This is a genomic window from Parashewanella spongiae (genome assembly GCF_004358345.1).
In the GTDB taxonomy this organism is placed as follows: Bacteria; Pseudomonadota; Gammaproteobacteria; order Enterobacterales; family Shewanellaceae; genus Parashewanella; species Parashewanella spongiae.
The window spans coordinates 2,226,207-2,243,912 of sequence record NZ_CP037952.1 but is presented as its reverse complement, the minus strand read 5'-3'; the positions used below and the strand labels follow the sequence as shown (position 1 = coordinate 2,243,912).

At 36.9% G+C, this 17,706-nt stretch carries 12 protein-coding genes and 1 pseudogene; 3 read left to right on the top strand and 10 right to left on the bottom strand.

Features of this window, described 5'->3' with window-relative positions; translation table 11 throughout:
• Positions 1 to 154: 154 nt before the first annotated feature.
• From E2I05_RS08550 to E2I05_RS08530, 5 genes are all read right to left on the bottom strand, one after another.
• Positions 155 to 829, bottom strand: a complete 675-nt coding sequence (locus tag E2I05_RS08550) for an alpha/beta hydrolase (protein WP_121853803.1) — start codon at positions 827 to 829, stop codon at positions 155 to 157.
• Positions 830 to 832: 3 nt separating this feature from the next.
• Positions 833 to 1,717, bottom strand: coding sequence for a prohibitin family protein (locus E2I05_RS08545; protein WP_121853802.1), 885 nt, complete (start codon positions 1,715 to 1,717; stop codon positions 833 to 835).
• Positions 1,718 to 2,441: 724 nt separating this feature from the next.
• The gene (locus tag E2I05_RS08540) at positions 2,442 to 2,924 is read right to left on the bottom strand and encodes an FKBP-type peptidyl-prolyl cis-trans isomerase (protein WP_121854875.1); all 483 of its coding nucleotides are present in this window, start codon (positions 2,922 to 2,924) and stop codon (positions 2,442 to 2,444) included.
• 75 nt (positions 2,925 to 2,999) lie between these two features.
• On the bottom strand, positions 3,000 to 3,872 hold the full coding sequence (locus tag E2I05_RS08535) for a helix-turn-helix transcriptional regulator (RefSeq protein WP_121854876.1): 873 nt from the start codon (positions 3,870 to 3,872) through the stop codon (positions 3,000 to 3,002).
• 2 nt (positions 3,873 to 3,874) lie between these two features.
• Positions 3,875 to 5,065 carry a lytic murein transglycosylase gene (locus E2I05_RS08530; protein ID WP_121854881.1) on the bottom strand — a complete coding sequence of 397 codons (1,191 nt, stop codon included), beginning with the start codon at positions 5,063 to 5,065 and terminating at the stop codon, positions 3,875 to 3,877.
• Positions 5,066 to 5,155: 90 nt separating this feature from the next.
• Between E2I05_RS08530 and E2I05_RS08525 the strand changes: the two genes are divergently transcribed.
• Both E2I05_RS08525 and E2I05_RS08520 read left to right on the top strand, forming a co-directional pair.
• Positions 5,156 to 5,527 (top strand): DUF2750 domain-containing protein, encoded by a 372-nt coding sequence (locus E2I05_RS08525; RefSeq protein ID WP_121854877.1) that lies wholly within the window; start codon positions 5,156 to 5,158, stop codon positions 5,525 to 5,527.
• 220 nt (positions 5,528 to 5,747) lie between these two features.
• Entirely contained in the window at positions 5,748 to 6,401 is a 654-nt protein-coding gene (locus E2I05_RS08520) for a hypothetical protein (protein ID WP_121854878.1), read from the top strand.
• Positions 6,402 to 6,809: 408 nt separating this feature from the next.
• Here E2I05_RS08520 and E2I05_RS08515 read toward each other — a convergent pair whose 3' ends face one another.
• The 5 genes and pseudogenes from E2I05_RS08515 to E2I05_RS22995 all read right to left on the bottom strand — a co-directional run bounded on the left by E2I05_RS08515 (position 6,810) and on the right by E2I05_RS22995 (position 12,628).
• On the bottom strand, positions 6,810 to 9,731 hold the full coding sequence (locus tag E2I05_RS08515; RefSeq protein WP_121854879.1) for an ankyrin repeat domain-containing protein: 2,922 nt from the start codon (positions 9,729 to 9,731) through the stop codon (positions 6,810 to 6,812).
• 275 nt (positions 9,732 to 10,006) lie between these two features.
• A pseudogene (gene tnpA / locus E2I05_RS08510) lies at positions 10,007 to 10,201 on the bottom strand (IS200/IS605 family transposase); the annotation flags it as partial.
• Positions 10,202 to 10,378: 177 nt separating this feature from the next.
• Positions 10,379 to 11,326, bottom strand: coding sequence for a chemotaxis protein CheV (locus E2I05_RS08505; protein ID WP_121854880.1), 948 nt, complete (start codon positions 11,324 to 11,326; stop codon positions 10,379 to 10,381).
• An 898-nt stretch (positions 11,327 to 12,224) separates the two neighbouring features.
• Complete coding sequence (gene tnpA / locus E2I05_RS08500) at positions 12,225 to 12,587, bottom strand: IS200/IS605 family transposase (RefSeq protein WP_424450119.1); 363 nt, start codon at positions 12,585 to 12,587, stop codon at positions 12,225 to 12,227.
• The gene (locus tag E2I05_RS22995) at positions 12,560 to 12,628 is read right to left on the bottom strand and encodes a hypothetical protein (protein ID WP_424450118.1); all 69 of its coding nucleotides are present in this window, start codon (positions 12,626 to 12,628) and stop codon (positions 12,560 to 12,562) included. The genes tnpA (E2I05_RS08500) and E2I05_RS22995 overlap by 28 nt, the downstream gene beginning before the upstream one ends.
• Positions 12,629 to 13,878: 1,250 nt before the next feature.
• Here E2I05_RS22995 and E2I05_RS08495 point away from each other — a divergent pair.
• Positions 13,879 to 17,352: a hypothetical protein gene (locus E2I05_RS08495; RefSeq protein ID WP_121855050.1), complete on the top strand. Its 3,474-nt coding sequence runs from the start codon at positions 13,879 to 13,881 to the stop codon at positions 17,350 to 17,352.
• The last annotated feature ends 354 nt before the right edge of the window (positions 17,353 to 17,706 follow it).

Below are 17,706 nucleotides of genomic sequence, written 5' to 3'. Positions count from 1 at the left end.
TAAACACCATCTATTTAAAAAGTGTTCAAGCAAATATTTAACTTAAACACCTAAATTTATTAATTAAAAAACAAATTAACAACCGTAGTTAATTATTTTATAAAACAAACAGTGACCAATATTTATAATTTTTCTCTATGCTGTAGATATCATTTTAAACATTAAGCTGTTTGCTTAACCATTGACCAATTTCAGCCAATTGTTGAGGTAAAACACTGTGCGGCATCGGGTACGATTTCCACTCGGCTAAATAACCAGCATTAATTAATGCCGTGTTCGCCATTTTCCCTGCATCTACAGGAACTACTGGATCTTGCTGTCCATGATGCTGTAAAACTGGTGTATCTTTATTTACTTCATTTATACCTTCTGGCAATTTATCTCCAGCTGGCAAGTAACATGATAGCGCCATGATGCCCGCTAATTTGTATGGAAGACGTAAACCTGTAAACAAGCTCAGCACCCCACCTTGGCTAAAACCTGCCAAGATGATGTTTTCTGATTGAATCCCTGAGTCCATTTGAGATTCAATAAAACGTTTTACTTTTAATTCAGACTGTTTCACACCGTCCAGATCTGCCCTTTCGAGTAAGTTCATGCTTTTTATGTCATACCACGAACGCATAACAGCTCCGCCGTTGATAGTTACAGGCTGCTCTGGTGCGTGTGGAAAAATAAAACGGACTGAGTGATCTTGTGGTAAACCTAACATTGGAACAACTGGCGCAAAACCTGCGCCAGAATCGCCGAGTCCATGTAACCAAATAACACATGCTGTTGCTTTTGTATCAGGTTCAACAACAATGGCTTCATTGGAGTCTAGTGACATTTTTTAGTTTCCTTTTTCTTGTGAGTTGCGCAAATCCATAATTGGCATTGTACCGCTGCCTAGCATTGTTGCTGGCAACTTCCCATCCCATGCTTGCGCTTCTGTAAGCTTAACGATAAGTGGATTATTCTTAAGTGCTTTGGCTTTCGCCTCAATAGCTTGTGCTTCGGCTCTGCCTTTTAGCAAAATAGCTTGAGCATCGGCTTCAGCGACCTTTAAAATACTTTGTGCTTCTGCATCTGCTGTATTGACTGCTTGCATAGCTTTAAAACGTTGACGTTCTAATTTATGCTCTTCAGCTGCTGCAAGGTTTTTTTCCGTTTGTTTTATTTCAATCGAACTGATGTATTTCGCAGGTAAGATGATATTTTCAATCTGGATGTTATCAACGATAACTGGAAAACCAGCCATTTCTTCGGTTAATCGTCGTTCTATACCTTGAATTGCTGACGCTCGATCTTGGATCAATTGCTCAGCCTCGAATTGTGGAATGGTATCTTTAGTTGCACTTCTAAAACGAGGATCTAGAATACGTTGTTCAAATTGGCTTAAACCACCATAACGCTTAAAGAGATCGAGAGCCGCTTCTTTTTCTACTGTCCAGTTAACCGAAACTTCTATGGTAACAGGCATTTGTTCTTTAGTGCTTGATGCCATTTTTTCTGCATTTTTACGTGTGCGCACTTCAATCATTTCGACGGTTTCAATAAATGGGATCTTAAAGTGCAAACCTGGAGGCTGTTGATCTTTCGCTTCTCCAAACCGTTTAATTACCCCAACGTGTCCTTCATTTACCGTGTAGTATGCATTAATACCTGCAATAATAATTGCAACAATCGGTAAAAATTTAAAAATTTGTTTGCTTGAAAATTTATCCGTGATAGCCATTTATTCTTCCCTTTCTTTTTGGTGGGATTACTTTACCAGCTATCTACATTTTGACAACAAAGATGGATTATTTAGGAGAAGTAATATCAATTACAGTAATTAAATGCTCAACTCAGAGCTATGTATGTGCTCAAAGTGCAATCGAAATTGGCTAAAGGGTTCCATTACTGCGTTACAAGCACTTGAATTATCCCGACAAAAGCACGAAGTGCGTTGAACGCCAGCTTTGTATGGCGGCCGTTAGGGGATATAAGTACCTGATCATAAGTTTCTTAAGATTTTCTAGTGCCCAGTTTCAGCACTCTACGGTGTTGCAATTTCGGTTACATAGCTACGGCTATGCGCCCTACATTGCGTCTTGTATAGCACTAATCCTGAGCACAATAATTATCAAAGAACTTATCGACAGGTAATTAGGGATGTCGCAGTTCAAATAATACCAATTTAAATTTCAACGCTTAATTTGTCATACCTGCGAACGCAGGTATCCAGCGACTTGTGCCCAAATTAACCAAAGACTCTGGACTCCTGCGTTCGCAGGAGTGACGATAAAATTGGTATACATTCTTCCGCCACGTCCCTTAGTACTTCGAGCTTGTGCCTTGCACTGAAACCCTTTGGCTCTTGCTGAATGAGAGATTAATTACTGTAATTGGTATAAATCAGAGAAAACAAGATAAAAATAGCACCTACTCAGATGCTACTCATGTTTTAATCATTAAAATTAATGTTGATGTCCGCCTTTACCATGTACGTGTCCATGAGCAATTTCTTCAGCTGTAGCTTCGCGACTGTCAACAATTTCGATATCAAAAGTTAATTCACGACCGGCCAACGGATGGTTAGTATCAATTGTTGCCATAAACTTACCCACTTTAACTACCGTAACTTGGCGCTGACCTTGATCTGTGTTGACCAATGCTGGCATTCCAGCTTTCCAAACTTTGGCACCAACAAGATGTTTTACAGAAACCCGTTGCTCTGCATCTTCTAGACGCTCACCATATGTTTCAGATGCTGGAAGTGTCACTGTGAACGAGTCACCAACACTATGCTCGCTGATTGACTTTTCAATACCTGGCATCATATTATTGTGACCATGAAGATAAGCCAATGGCTCGTTTTTGTCATTAGCTTCTATTTTTTCGCCTTGTTCATCACGAAGCGTGTAATTAAAATTTACAACTTGATCGTCAGCAATCGCCATTATCATTCCTAGTCTCTATATTTTGAGCCGCAGATTAACAAAGCCACGTCCGAATTCCAATCTTTATACCCATAATCAGGCTCCTGGAGCTATGCTCGTGTGTTCGATATCTTGCAATATGTTGTGATTTTTGAGTGCCAATTGACAAACACCGCTATTAAAATGATGTGATTTAGAACAGTCCACACTCCATTGTCTTAACAGATAACCGGCTAAGGCTGAGCGGGAATGAATAACAAGCTCACCATCTTTCATCTGATAATCAAGTTCAATCGCTTCTGGGTATGTTAATGACGGATGCGGAATGAGTTTCAATAACACCATTTTTTGCCAATTTAAATCGGCATCTGATCTTTCTTCAGTTTTTACTTCAGAGTCACTACCATTAATATTTTTAATTCGAGTTATTACGAAGTCAGCAAAACGTTTGTGAACGCGATCATAACCTCTTATATGCCAGCGTTGCCCATTATTCACTAATGCATGAGGTACAATTTCACGCTGACTTTCACCTGAAGAGGTAGACACATAAGTCACGCGGATTGCTTTTTGGTGCTGAATTGCTCTCATAATGGTCGCAATTACATTTGTATCCGGATGAATAAGACTAATCGCATCAAAACACACTTGACTTGGCGCCACCGATTGAGACAAGCCATCACCAAAACCTTTGGCTAAACCATGCAAGACTGATCCAGCATCGTGGTTAAACAGCGCAGCAAAGCTAGGCAAACGAAAATATTGATGAGATTGCTGGTTCAACTGCATATTATCTTTTGCTAAGCAACGGTATATGTGAAAATCTTGATTCGTCGCTGCTAAGCCAGCGGCAAATTTTGAAACTAAATCCTGTACCGATATATGACCAAAATATTGGAGACTAAAATCTATAAATGCTAATCGCTGCTTTTGTTCAAAACTCAACTCATCCAGAGTTAATTCCGCCATCTTTATTCCTTTTTAATACCAATAGATTCAAATGTAGTTGCATCAGGAAAACCATCAGCAATCAAGCCTTTGGATTTTTGAAACGCTTGCAGGGCGTTAGATGTTTTATTGCCCAAAATTCCATCTGGTTCCCCAACATCATAGCCTTGATTGGCTAACTTTTGTTGTAACTCTTTTATCATTGAACGCTTTAATCGTTGATTGACAGGTGGTGCGACACTGAGTGGCGGCGCACCAACAATACGATCCGCTAAGTGCCCTACTGCAATAGCGTAAAATTCACTATTATTCCAACGCATGATGGTTTTGAAGTTATTGTACCCAAGAAAAGCTGGGCCTGTATGACCAGCAGGCAGGTATACAGCAGCGCTCATATCGGCCACAGCTAATTGACTGCCATCGGCTTTCATCACGCCGTTAAGTTTCCAGTGGTTCAAAGGCATTTTTTGTTGAGCCCCCACTAAGGTATAATCAAATTCTTTTGGCAGCTTAATTTCTCGCCCCCATCGCTCAGCTCTCTTCCAACCTAATTGATTCAAGAAATAGGCTGCAGAAGTCAGGGCATCTGTTGAGCTATTCCATAAGTCAGGTTTTCCGTCTTTATCTGCATCAATGGCATACTTTGCGTACGTGCTGGGCATAAACTGAGTATGCCCCATTGCACCTGCCCAAGAACCTTTCATGTCTTTGTAGGCGAACCCATATCGTTGTTTAATTTTAAGCGCTTGGATAAGCTCTTTAGAAAAGAACTTTGCTCGACGTGGATCACATGCAAGGGTAACTAATGAGTCAATTACAGGTAAGTTCCCTTTGTAAGAGCCATAGTTGGTTTCAAGCCCCCAAAAAGCCAATATGTATTGTCCTGGAACACCATATTTTACCGTTAATTCTTTTAACAATTCATGGTGGGTTTTCCACAATATTTTACCTTTATTAATCCTCCAATCAGTAACACGCTTATTGAAATAATCAGCAAAAGTACTTGAAAACTCAGGCTGCTTTTTATCCAGCTTAATAACCTGTGGCTTAGGCTTTACTATAGCTAGTGTTTCTTCGATGGTTTTGTTAGAAATACCTTCGGCTTTAGCCTTTTTAGTTAAATTGGCTACACATGATTGAAAATCGTTCTCTGCAGCATAACTACTTGAGACACTGAAAAAAAAGAGTAACCCTAATAATTGTATTTTTTTCATTAACAGCAAAACTCCATCACAACCTACATCTACATTATCATAACGATAAGGTATAATGTCTGCGAACATTAATTTCCATGAGAATACACTATGACAGAGATCACACCAACACTGACCACTTTCGTCGCAAGTATCGAAGAAAGCCAGAAGCTTTGGGCATTACAGGACGAAACCGGTGAAGGTTGGGTTGTCTGTGACTCCCCAAATTTCGAAGACACAGATACAATGCCTATTTGGTCGAGTGAGAAATTAGCAAAACAACATTGCATTGACGAATGGGAAGACTACAAACCAGCGGCAATTACTGTAACTGAATTCTTAGAGTTTTGGGTCAGTGATCTCAATGATGATGACGTTATGGTAGGTTTAGATTGGATGCACAATAATGATCATACTGAGATTGATCCAATTGAACTTGCAAAACACTTCGTTGAAATAGAGGCTGAAGCCGAAGAAAATTAATTCGAATTAATATACGGTAAAGTTGTTGATTTTAAAACTTCAGCCTTACCGTTAAATCACTTACTTTTCAGTCACATATAAAATATATCTTTTTTTATTTCAAATAAGTATATCAATATACTTAAAAAGACTTTATCACGCCATTCATAGTCATCTACCTTGCTGGATACACATTCAAATTCAGTACTCTAAGTAAGTATTAATAACTAAGGTGAAGTCCATGAAATCAATTTTCAATTTAAAAAGTTTATTATTACTATTTTTTACCATTGCTACGCCATTCGCATATGCTGCTAACCCGTGTTTAGGTGACCCTGGTACACCTCTTAAAAAAGGAAGCGGTACAGTTGATGACCCATACCAACTCGTCCTTGGGTACGATCTTTGTGACATCACATTAGTGAAAAGTGAAAGTGCAGATGACCATAATTTCTCTTACGCTGATGATACTATTTACTATCAATATAATTTTGAAAACATCCCATATAAAAAAGATGGGAAGGTTTATGAAAATGGTTTTGTCGTTTCATTAGCTATGAATGAACTAAGCTCAGTTACTATAAACCCTGTTAAGAGCTCACCTATCGCAGCATGCGCTATGGCGTATGATGAAGGAGCGGCTAAAAGCGCCAATTATCAGTATAATTATTATGACGGTGGATGCGCATTTAGAAAACAAGAAAACTCAGCTCGTACATTTTCAGGCAACATAAAATTCTCAATTAGCATTAAAGATGATCAAGAGATAAAAAGAGTTGTTGATGAAAATGGTAACTTAAAATATGGCCCTCATGGAGGACGTTTAGGTTCTGGTGTGATTGGTATTAATTGGGTAAAACCACCCGTTTATTCACCTTTTTCACTTGAGCATTAATTTAAAACTTATCCTCTTAAAGTTCTCAGGCGTCCGTTTTAAATATTATTATTTCTAGGGGCTGTTTATCTTTCGTGATTATTTTTGCAGCGATAAATTGGTCGCTTTATCAAGACAGAGCTTGTGCGGTTTGGTATTCCAAATAAGCAAGCGATAAACGCAGTAGAAATGACCAATTTACGCTGTCTTAGATGCTTTTGAGCGTTCACTGTTCTGTGTTGTAACCCGTTTACTTAGATGACTAAGCTTCACTGCTTACGCCTTGAACAGATAAACGCTCAAATAGCACAAAATTTAATCCTAAAAGATAAACAGCCCCTAGCCTCTTATTTGTTTATACAAATAAGAGGCTAGGCATAATTTGAAAATTTGATTTAATCAAACCGTTAAATACTCATCACTGAATGATTAAAGAAATTCAAAACTTTCACCATCTCCATGTACACCCGCTGCTTCCTGTTTTTCTTTGAATGTTTTACTAAATTCAGTAAGTTCAACTTGCCGACGTTTATCAAAAACTGCACGCATTTCAGAGTAATCTTGTTTATAAAACTCAAGTGAGCCTTTTAGCCCTGCAGATTTTTGATTAACTCTTACATAATCAAAAATAGATTGACCACCCTTAATGCTTTCAACTGCTTTTATGTATTCATCAGGCATGATATCAAACAATGCTTGAACAACTTCAGGCTTATTTGCTCGAACCGCCGCATGTAAAGCATTTTGACCATTTTCACAGTTCTTAAAGCTTGAACCATAGTCCGTAAAAGCCATCAAGTATTCAACCATTTCAACATGACCAGCACGGCTTGCCACAATAAGAGGTGTGTCACCTTCAAGTGCTAAGTTCCCTTTTCCTCTGTCGATATCAGGTTTAAATTTTACAGCTCTACTCAGTAAACTAGGATCTCGTTGCACAAGGACTTTCATCGTCTCAACATGTCCTTCGTTAGCGACAATGTGCGGCAAGCCCATGCCATCCAATGCTCTGACACTGCTAATTACTCCCTTAATACCTTCACTGTCGTAAAATGATGCCAAATGCTTAACAACTTCATGATGGCCTTCAACACAAGCAAGGAAAATAGCCCATTCACGATTATCCTCTGAATCAGTACTTTGAGAATTCAATTCCTTAACAACATCTAAATGGCCAAGTGAAGCAGCTAAAACTAAAGGGGTTTGTTTTAAAGTGTCAGAAATAAAGAATTCGGCCGACATACCCGTATTGAGAAGTACTTTCACTCCTTCAGTATTACCTGTTCTACAATATTCGACAAGGCATTTGCGTTTATCGTAAAGGCTGAGTTCTGTAACTTCTTTAAGCGTTAACTGAGCATAGGTTTTACGTTTAACCGCTACTGTATTATCAGAGTTAGCCCTCATATACTTTTGAGAGTAAGCCCTAAAAGCAAAATGGTTTTTCCAGTGATCAGCTTTTAAGGCCACTAACATGGCTTCTTTTGTACCATTGTGTTCAATATAGTTGAGAAAGTATTGAGAAGGGGTATCTAGACCATTAACGTCTAGACTTGGCTGTGATAACAAATACTCCATACACGCTGTATTTGTGCATTGGACAGCGAAGTACATTACCGTCTGTCCATTCATATTTTCCTGAGTAATCACCGGACCTGCGCGCCTAGAGAAAATGTATTTTAGAATATCAACATGCCCCTTAAGAGCCGCAAAATTAGCACCATTATACCCAGTACCACTCCAAGGATTTTTTTCGAAATTATCATTGCTATACTCATAAAGCACTTTTAGCATATCCAAATTACCGCCTGAACAAACGATTAATATTGGATGATATTGACCTGAATCTTTGCAGTTATGATCAAAGTCTAATTCCAGCAACTTTTTGACTAGTTCTATACTTATTGAAGACGCTCGCACTTGAGTTTTCTTCAAATAGCAATGCTGACAAAGGAGTGTTTGTTTCATTTTGTCGCTTAGCGCTGTTTGTAATATCTCGCTTGGCATGTGAACTAACACTGCAGGGGATAGCATTGAATTGTCATCTGTCCACAAACCTTTCAATTCACTAAGCCTCACAAAGCATTTTGCTTTAAGCTCTGAAACATCTATCAACTTTTCCACGGATCTAAGAGTTTGACAATCACGTTCAGTTAAGGTGCTTAACCATTCATCTAGTGCCGTCGAGGTGGCTAACTCAGATATCCGATTTAGACACTCTTTTTTCATCTCAATCTTATTTGTTTCATCTCTCGACACTGAAGGAACAAAAAGCTCGTTTTGACGTGCAAATTCAACACAGTTGATTAAACTTTTTGTATTTAAAGCCGCATTTCTTAACAATGCATCTTTAATATGAGGATGCATTGCCGAATTGCAGGCTTGATACTCTTTTAAAGTTATTTCTGTACGCTTTCCACTTTCTGACACAACATCGAAATGTTGAAAATTACTCGTTTCAATATTATATCGGGCTGGATTACCGATTATATTGAAAGTACCTACTATAATTGGTTCACTTAATTTAGCACGAGTTGTGTGAGCAAAAATATATTGCGCTAATTGAGGGATCTGAGCATGTCGACCATGCTGATGCTTATCTGCACTCAATAAATGAGTCTTATAATCAGCGTTACCTGTTAATAATGTTAATTGCTTTAATGCTACTTCATCTTCAGAGTTAATACTTAACATTTGAATTAACTCTCTAGCTAGGCGTAAACAAAGGTAATGTTCACTCATCCTTGATAATACAAATCTTGTTCGTTGGTTCCCTTCAGGTTCGCCACGTTCAGTGGCTCCAAGTTTGATCCCTAGTTTTGTCGCAATTTGGTTATAATCTGTTTCTTCTGGTGTTGTGTCGCCTGTATATTCCACATATAAACCAAAACCTCGTACCACTGCTTTTTGAGTTACCTCATCGACGAACTCTTTTGAACCTTCGTCGATGTGAAGTGTGCGTAACGCTTTTGAAATGCCGCATAATTTAAAATCAAAATCTTCTTTACTTGATGGTAATTTAAGAATGATTTTTTCTTTCAGATAATTTGGCTTCGTTCTGTCATTTAAAAAGTCAGTCAACTCTTTTAGCTGTACTTGGTGTGTGGAGTATAAAATTTCTTTGCTGGTTTCAAAATGATGCTCACCAACCTCACAGCAGTTTTCAGCAAATGTTATAAGCCTTTCTTTTACATTTTCGTTGTTAGGCCATTTGTCTTTAGCTATTTTAACTAGAGCATCTGCTTCTGGGCATAGCGTTTGTTGTACTATATTTTGAGTCACGATATCTTTTAATTCAATGTCCTCAAGGTGTACTTTAAGATCGCCCCTATCTACTGTTTCTAAAGCCATTAGATACTCCGAATTTAAAATTGGTAAAATAACAACCAGGTATGATTTCACACCTTAAACTTCCAGTTAAGATATTGTTTATTCAAGTTTTAAATTTAGCATCTAGAAAAGTTAAAGTATGAAAAGTGGATTACATGTTTATTAAGTTAAATTTACAGAAACTTAACTTAATAAAACGAGTAGCTTATTGATTGAGATTAAGTTTAATACCAATTACAGTAATTAAATACCCAACTCAGAGCTATGTATGTGTTAAAAGTACAGGGTGTTCAGCCCAACATTTGAACATGATCAATCATCAAGTGCCCTTCTTCTATTACAATTCCTTTTTGAGCTGCTAAGTTATGAAATACATCACCGAGGTGTTTTCTGATTGCACCAAAAATCAGTTTTTGTCTTCTCTTTGGAATAAAAACGACATGGTATTTACAATCCCATCTAGTATGAGACAAACTCTTATAATCTCGCATAGGTACTACCTTCTAGCTTTTGGTCGAGCTAAGAAGATAGCGATACCGTCGTAAAGGTGGAATCTATGCGAGTCTCCCCAAAAGAGCTGGGGGTTTACCTCAGATTAATTAAATTCAAACTTTTCTTAATTAACCTTTATACTGAATCATCAATATAAAGGTCGGATAAAAGTTTAATTATTTATCAACTAATATTTCACGCAGTCTCTCTTGTACTGTATCAACTAAAACATCAGGCTGAAATTTTGAAATAAATTTATTACAACCAACTTTTTCTGCCATTGCATTATTAAAATCACCACTCAACGAAGTGTTTAAAACAATATATAAATCTGACAGTTTATTATCACTTCGTATTTCATGGGATAGTTTATAACCATCCATTTCAGGCATTTCAGCGTCGGTGATCATCAAAAGTAATTCGCTGGCCACATTAATACCTTGGTCACGCCAATTTTGTAACATTTTTAACGCTTGCAACCCATCCGATGCTTCTATGACTTCGATACCTAATGGGCTCAAAGTATCGGATACTTGCCGGCGCGCAGTGCTTGAATCATCAACAATCAAGAGCTTACGGCCAACCATTTCAGCCAGTAAACTTTCATCTAAAACGCCATCAGATAATCGAACATCATAATCAATTATTTCGGCGAGCACTTTTTCTACATCAATAATAGAAACTAATTTGTTTGCCCCTTCGTGCTCGATACGTGTTATTGCTGTTAGATATGTATTCTTACCCACAGTTTTTGGTGGCGGTAAGATATCGCCCCAAGTCATATTAATAATATGTTCAACTTTGCCTACTAAAAAGCCCTGCACTGTTCGGTTATATTCGGTAATTATTAAATTTGCATGCTCATCTGTTGCGAAATGTGAAAAGCCGATAGCCTTACGTAAATCGATAACTGGAATAGAAACACCACGAATATTTGCAATGCCACTAATATGCGGATGGCTACCAGGCATTACATTGAGGTGTGGCAGTTTTACAACTTCTTTCACTTTGAACACATTTATCGCAAATAATTGAGTTGCATTAATTTTAAACAACAACAACTCTAATCGATTTTTTCCCACTAATTTTGTTCGCTGATCAACGCTATCAAGTACTCTTGTCATGCTTTATCTCATTTCCCGTAAGTTTGTCGCTCATTATATTTGTGCAACGCTCCCTTGAGCTGGGGACCATTATAATTTCGTATACTCATGAACACTTTGAATATACTGATTCTTTTATGATAATTTACTAAAAGGATTAAACATACCCTATAGAACAGCTACTACCTCATTATACCAATTACAGTAATTAAATGCTCAACTCAGAGCTATGTATGTACTCAAAGTGCAATCGAAATTGATGAAGGCATAGTCGTTACCGACATACAAAACTGTCGTTATTACATTGCTACGTCAACACAATTTTGAGAAGTAATTTGAGCACATATAAGCTCCCGAAGGGCAAGACTAAAGGGTTCCATTACTGCGTTACAAGCACTTGAATTATCCCGACAAAAGCACTAAGTGCGTTGAACGCCAGTTTTGTATGGCGGCCGTAGGGAATATAGTACTTCGAGCTTGTGCCTTGCACTGAAACCCTTTACCTCTTGCTGAGTGAGAGATTAATTACTGTAATTGGTATTTCAATCGTTTGTAACTAGGAAAAGACAAATGACGCCTATAAACTCTTTTTCTATTATTTGAATAATACTATTCGCACCAATTAACTATTTTATAGATTGAGCATTTGCTTTGCCATTACTGCGTTGAAACTCCTCACCATAGCTAGTGCTATGTCCTCGTCATTCATTTAGTCTTGTATTGACTTTGCTAATGCTTCCTAATAGCCATAGTTAACCAGTGTGAATGGTATAAACTAATCGTTTTTGTGTTCTATATTCGAAAAGTGTGTTACTCAAATGACTTATCGGCAGGGAGATATTGTTCTTTACCATTTCGTCGGTTTAGATATTGAACGGATTTAAACTGTATAAAAAACTCGGCCGTAAGCAACCGAGTTTTAGAAAAGCCCAAGTTGATCCGCACTTTTCTCTTTTTTATCTAATTCCGACAATTGATCCTGAACATACTTTCGTATGACCTCTTCAGTAGCGTTTCCTATAGTTTCGACAAAATAACTTTGTGTCCAAAGCTTACCTCCCCAAAAGTAACGCCTTTTTATATCTGGGTAACGCTTGAAGAGTTCTCTCGCTGAAATACTTTTGATTATTTGCATGACATCGCTTGGTGATATCTTCGGCTCACCTCTAATGACCATGTGGATATGATCAACTGGAATTTCTAGTTCAACTATATCAATGTCATAGTCGTAACCAATTTTATAAATAATTGATTTTAAGCCTTCACGATAAGCTCTATAAATACTTTGCGCCGATATTTTGGTATCCATACAAAGTGATACATTAATCTGTATACGTGATGTGAATTTCTTTGAAGTTCCATATACAGGATAATATAGACCGAGCTTCGCCCAGTCTACACTATCCAGCACGGGGGCAAGCCCCCGAGATTTTCGCTACGCGCGTTAAATGTCAACCACCTTGGTATGGGAGCTTCTTCGAAAGAAATCTAGGAGAAGCATCTTCAAATTCAGCAAGAAATAGTCTCAATTCCTTCGGCCTTGCTGAATTTAACAATTCTAATTTTGATTGAATATGCTTACTTTATAACCAGTTGACGAATCCACATCAGCCTCTAGAACAAAGAATTGCTCTTTTGATTGCTCATCGAGTATCGATTCAAAATTTGAAAGCACTAAGTACCTGTCGATAAGTTCTGTGATAATTATTGTGTTCAGGTTTATGCTATACAAGACGAAATGTAGGGCACATAGCCGTAGCTATGTAACCGAAGTTGCAACACCGTAGGGTGCTGAAACTGGGCACTAGAAAATCTTAAGAAACTTATGGTCAGGTACTTATATCGCTACTATTTTGCTTTGCTACAACAAAAACCTGATTTGTATTATTGAGCAAGTAAATAGAAGTAGATTCAGTGTACAGCAATTCTCGATGGAAAAATAACTCTTTAATATTCAATGGGTAAATTGATAACGAAATTTTTCTTTTCGCACAAACCTAAAGCTGAAATCAAACATTCAGCGATAAATCACAAGCTATCAGTAATTTCTGTATTACCATGTAGAGCATTACTTTTTAATCAGAAAGTATTTAGCTTGGCCTCTCGGATACAAGAAAAAACATCTCTGTTTTGATGCGCTTAGGAAGAGCTTGTCTCAGCACATCAGCGCAAGTACAGATGCAAGAAACAGCTCAATGTCACAGTATACTCATCATGATGTTGTAATGAGCGGCTTTGCTTGCATGTACTTCCAAGACTCTTCTTTGCTTCAGTTTCAGCAGCGTTTGGAAACCAGTAATGTCGGTAACCACTACTTGCTGCTATTCATCCCCTGCTATCAGTGATTTTTTCTGCGTATATGAACGCTCCCAACCGATTTGTTTAGGTTACAAGGCCCCCCATCTACTGCAATACTATTTCTAATGATTAACATTATTAATGGTCGAGGTAGGAATGAAGAAAAGAGCAAACTTTTCGTTATTTTTTCAAATAAATAAAGGTAGTACTCATGCAGTCAGTAGCAATTCAGCCATTGTAGTAATAATAGAGTTTTAGTTAATCATGGAGTAGTTATGTCAGCATTAGGTCAATTAACCAATCATGGTGTACCTCCTTGTTATCCTGAAACTGAAACGATAAAGAACGGTGAACATACACCACCTGTAGAGTCAGGTTCTGTTCAACTTATGTACCCCGCCATACAACAATCAAGTGAACATTTTCATAGCTTTGATTTTTTATATACTACTCCTTCATTGCCTACCCATACTGACCCACAAATCAATGAATTGTTAAGAAACATCTATACACATTATACAGATGGCAATTATAACTGTGCTATTGAAGCATGCCGTATTGCTATGTTGCACATAATGGGTCCAACATGTAGTCCCGATGCCATTTATACGATAAGAAATTTCTTGCTACTTGCAACGTTAAAATGTAAACCGAACGACGTTATTATATTAATAAATTCAATGGTCACTGAAGATCCAAATGAACAGCTCTTAATTTACCAACATTTAGTCAATTCTTTTGAAAAAAATAACCTTCATTTTTCTACACCTACTAAACAACTAACTCTATTTCGTCGAGTTCTTGCTGCATTAGGAGATCGAAAAGCAAGCATACAGCTTATCAATATGCATTTATTTTCTTCAAATCCTGAATATGAATATTGCCCCACAGAAATTGAACCAATTCTTTTTAAAATGGCTCGTGGCCGATTGATTAATTCTGCAGCGAAGCTTGTAGTATTTCCAAAACCTATTCAAATCCTACTCGATATAATAATGCTTGAAGAAGTAAACAAAAATAAAACTAATGAAGAGTCTGTGATTTATGAACATCGAGTAGAGCTTGCGGATAAATTGTTTAACGATACCAATATTCATATAAAATTTACGGCACCTTTGGTTTTTCTATCCACAATTTTTGGTTCGATAGATGCTAAAAAAGCGGATCATTATCTTCAACTATTGAAGCCAGAAGTTAAATCTTTCACCGAAGAACGTATTCTAGACTACTTAGTTGCCAAAACTATGATAGCGAATGGTTCGTCTACTGAAAGAGTAATACTTGGAGAGCAAAGACTAAAAAAATTATCAGAATGCCTTATGATTTCAGCAGCACAAGATTTACTCATGCACACGATAAAAACAAAGAACAAAGAAGCTCTATTAGAGCATTATACTTTTATAGTACAAAGAATTTCATTTGAACATGTTGTAGATTCACCTCAATTTTGTTGTACGTTGGCAAAATCGATTCGTATTATTACAGCTAACGAACCCCAATCTTCTAAGTTATGTCAAATTTCATGTGCAAATTTTCAGCCTTCAAGTAAAAAAATCAAATCCGATTTGGCTCTCTACGAAACCATTTTAGTACTCGCTGTTAATCTAAAAAATCCTGAGGCTGCAGCCCTTTTACATATGGTTTTAATGGATTTACAAGGAATGGGAAGGTCAATTTCAGATTTTGAAATGATAAAACAAAGAGTTAACAAATATAGCGCTATTATTAGCTCTGAGACAAGCAATCATGCTGTCACTATATTGACTCATTTAATGCTCGATTGGGGTGTAACAAATGTTACCGAGCAAGCTTCGGAGGCATTAGTACTTGAACCATTAAATGCAGCTAGTTTAATTCTCGTTATGGATAGAATAAAAGATGTAAACTTTCCAACAAGAATAAAAGATGCTTTCTATCTTGAGATCATCCAAAGCAAAGACCTATATAAAGATCTCTGGATTTTAGGGGACCTTAAATCAATAAATAAGCTCTTAATGGATTTTCAGAAAAAAAATTGGATTAAAGATTCAGAATGTAAAGAAATAGCCCTGAAAGCAATGAGTCGATTAAAGTATGAATATGAAAGAATTAAAAACTCAGATTTTCCAGAATGCATTGAACCTATTCACCCTGCTTTTTTAGGTCTCGCAAAAAAATATCGAATCCCCACAGTGTCTTTAGAACAACAAGAAGCAACAAAAAAAATAAAAATCGATAGTATAAAAAAGCAATTGAGCGACTTTACACTGCAAAAATTACCTAATGAATTACCAGAAGTAGATTTACATTCACACAAAACTAAACCAACAATAAATATAGCAAAGCTGTTAATTGAACTTTCTACTTTAGTAGAATCAAGCACCTATGATTTAAATTTAGACTGCATTAAAATATTATTGAATTACATCCCCTTTATTTCAGCTAATCAGCCTGCTATTAATAAACTTCTACAATCTTTAACAGAAGACATAAGACTTGAAGAAAGAGATAGAGTTTGTGCCGCTCAGGCATCCTATATTGAACTTAAAACATGTAAAGGATACCAGGCCATGGATAGGCTTAGTGTATTAAAAGCATTATTATTAGATTTTTCCCCTACAGATGAGACTAAAGCAAGTTTTAAGCAACTCATTGTTACAAAACTAAAGACAAATTTCTGTTCAATGATCCCATTACTAAAAGACATAACAGAATTCCCCCTTCTTATTGAAATACTCACTGAATCGGATGCCGAGTTAATACCCGAAGCGCATGAGCTTTTCATGACTTACTTCGCATATTTAGATGATGAAAGTACCGAATTCGTAACTATGTCACTTGCGACAAAAATAAAGACAAGGCTATTATCAAAACCTTATGTTGACGGTTCAAAAGCTAAAGCGGCATTTAAGTTACTAAAATCAATTCTAATCACCACTCCTCCATCCTCAGAATTCAAACAGTGCTTTTGCGATATTTCAATTGAATGCTTAAACGTTTATCCAGAAGTGATAGTGCAAACATTATATGAAATAAAAGACTCTGAATTGACCGCAAAAATTGCAAGCGCTCCTAACTCAGTAAAATCTAAGAATTTTCTGCCTTTATATCTTCAGCTTGTTGAACAACACCATATTGGTATGCTGAGTTCACGTACCATTGATGCCTTATGGAGAGAACAAAAATTCCCCTCGCATTTAAGGGAGCAGTTAATCACCCATTTAAACAAGGAACACCCAAGATTACTTGAAAAAACCTTCATCGTATTAACCACTAAATTAGCTCCAAAGGAAAATTTCGCCTTTAATTTACTTTCTAAAGATCTTCAACTTGCCATTTTGTGTCAAATGCCATCACACCTGAAAGCCAAAAGAATTGAACACATACAACCTGTTTTTATCAGTTTTTTTAACCGACTTGTTGATGAACCAACATTTTGTGTTTTAAGACCCACCTCCGTCAACAAAACTCACATTAAAAGTCAGATAGACAAAGCAGTAAAACAATCCAGTTTTCAAGGTCAATTTGAATTACTTACCGCTATAATTTCTGAGGATCTTACAAGTTTAGCGCCTGATAAAACAGAGGCTCTAAGAGCTGATTTAATAAAAAAAGCACAAGAGATATACAAAGCACATACGATTCCACCAGCGCAATCCCGTGATAGCGCTTTTAATAAACGGGGTTTGAATGAAAGTGAACTTAATAAGTTAAAATTAGCAATCACTATCTTAGTTAAAGAGAATTGCTTCCAAGAATTAATGACTTAAATAATTCAAGCTACGCTCATAGCTTTAGTCGATTATTTTAATTTTCTGCAGTGTACTTTTATATTTCAACAAGACAGGAAAAGGAACCTGTTGCATAAGCGACACCTGTCACTATATCTGTATTAGACCCTAGATTGTAATTTTCAGTTAACTTGTTAGGGCTCGCGATGATCATCAGCAAGGCGTTTTATTTTATGAATATTTTTGTAATGTAACCGGTTGATACAAAACTACATCTGCAACTCGGAAATGTCCCAATGCTTGTTTGTGTTAATATGATACCTTGCGAGGTCATATGTGTACTTCCATTCAATTGAAAAAGTAACTAGTACCAATTACAGTAATTAACCCCAC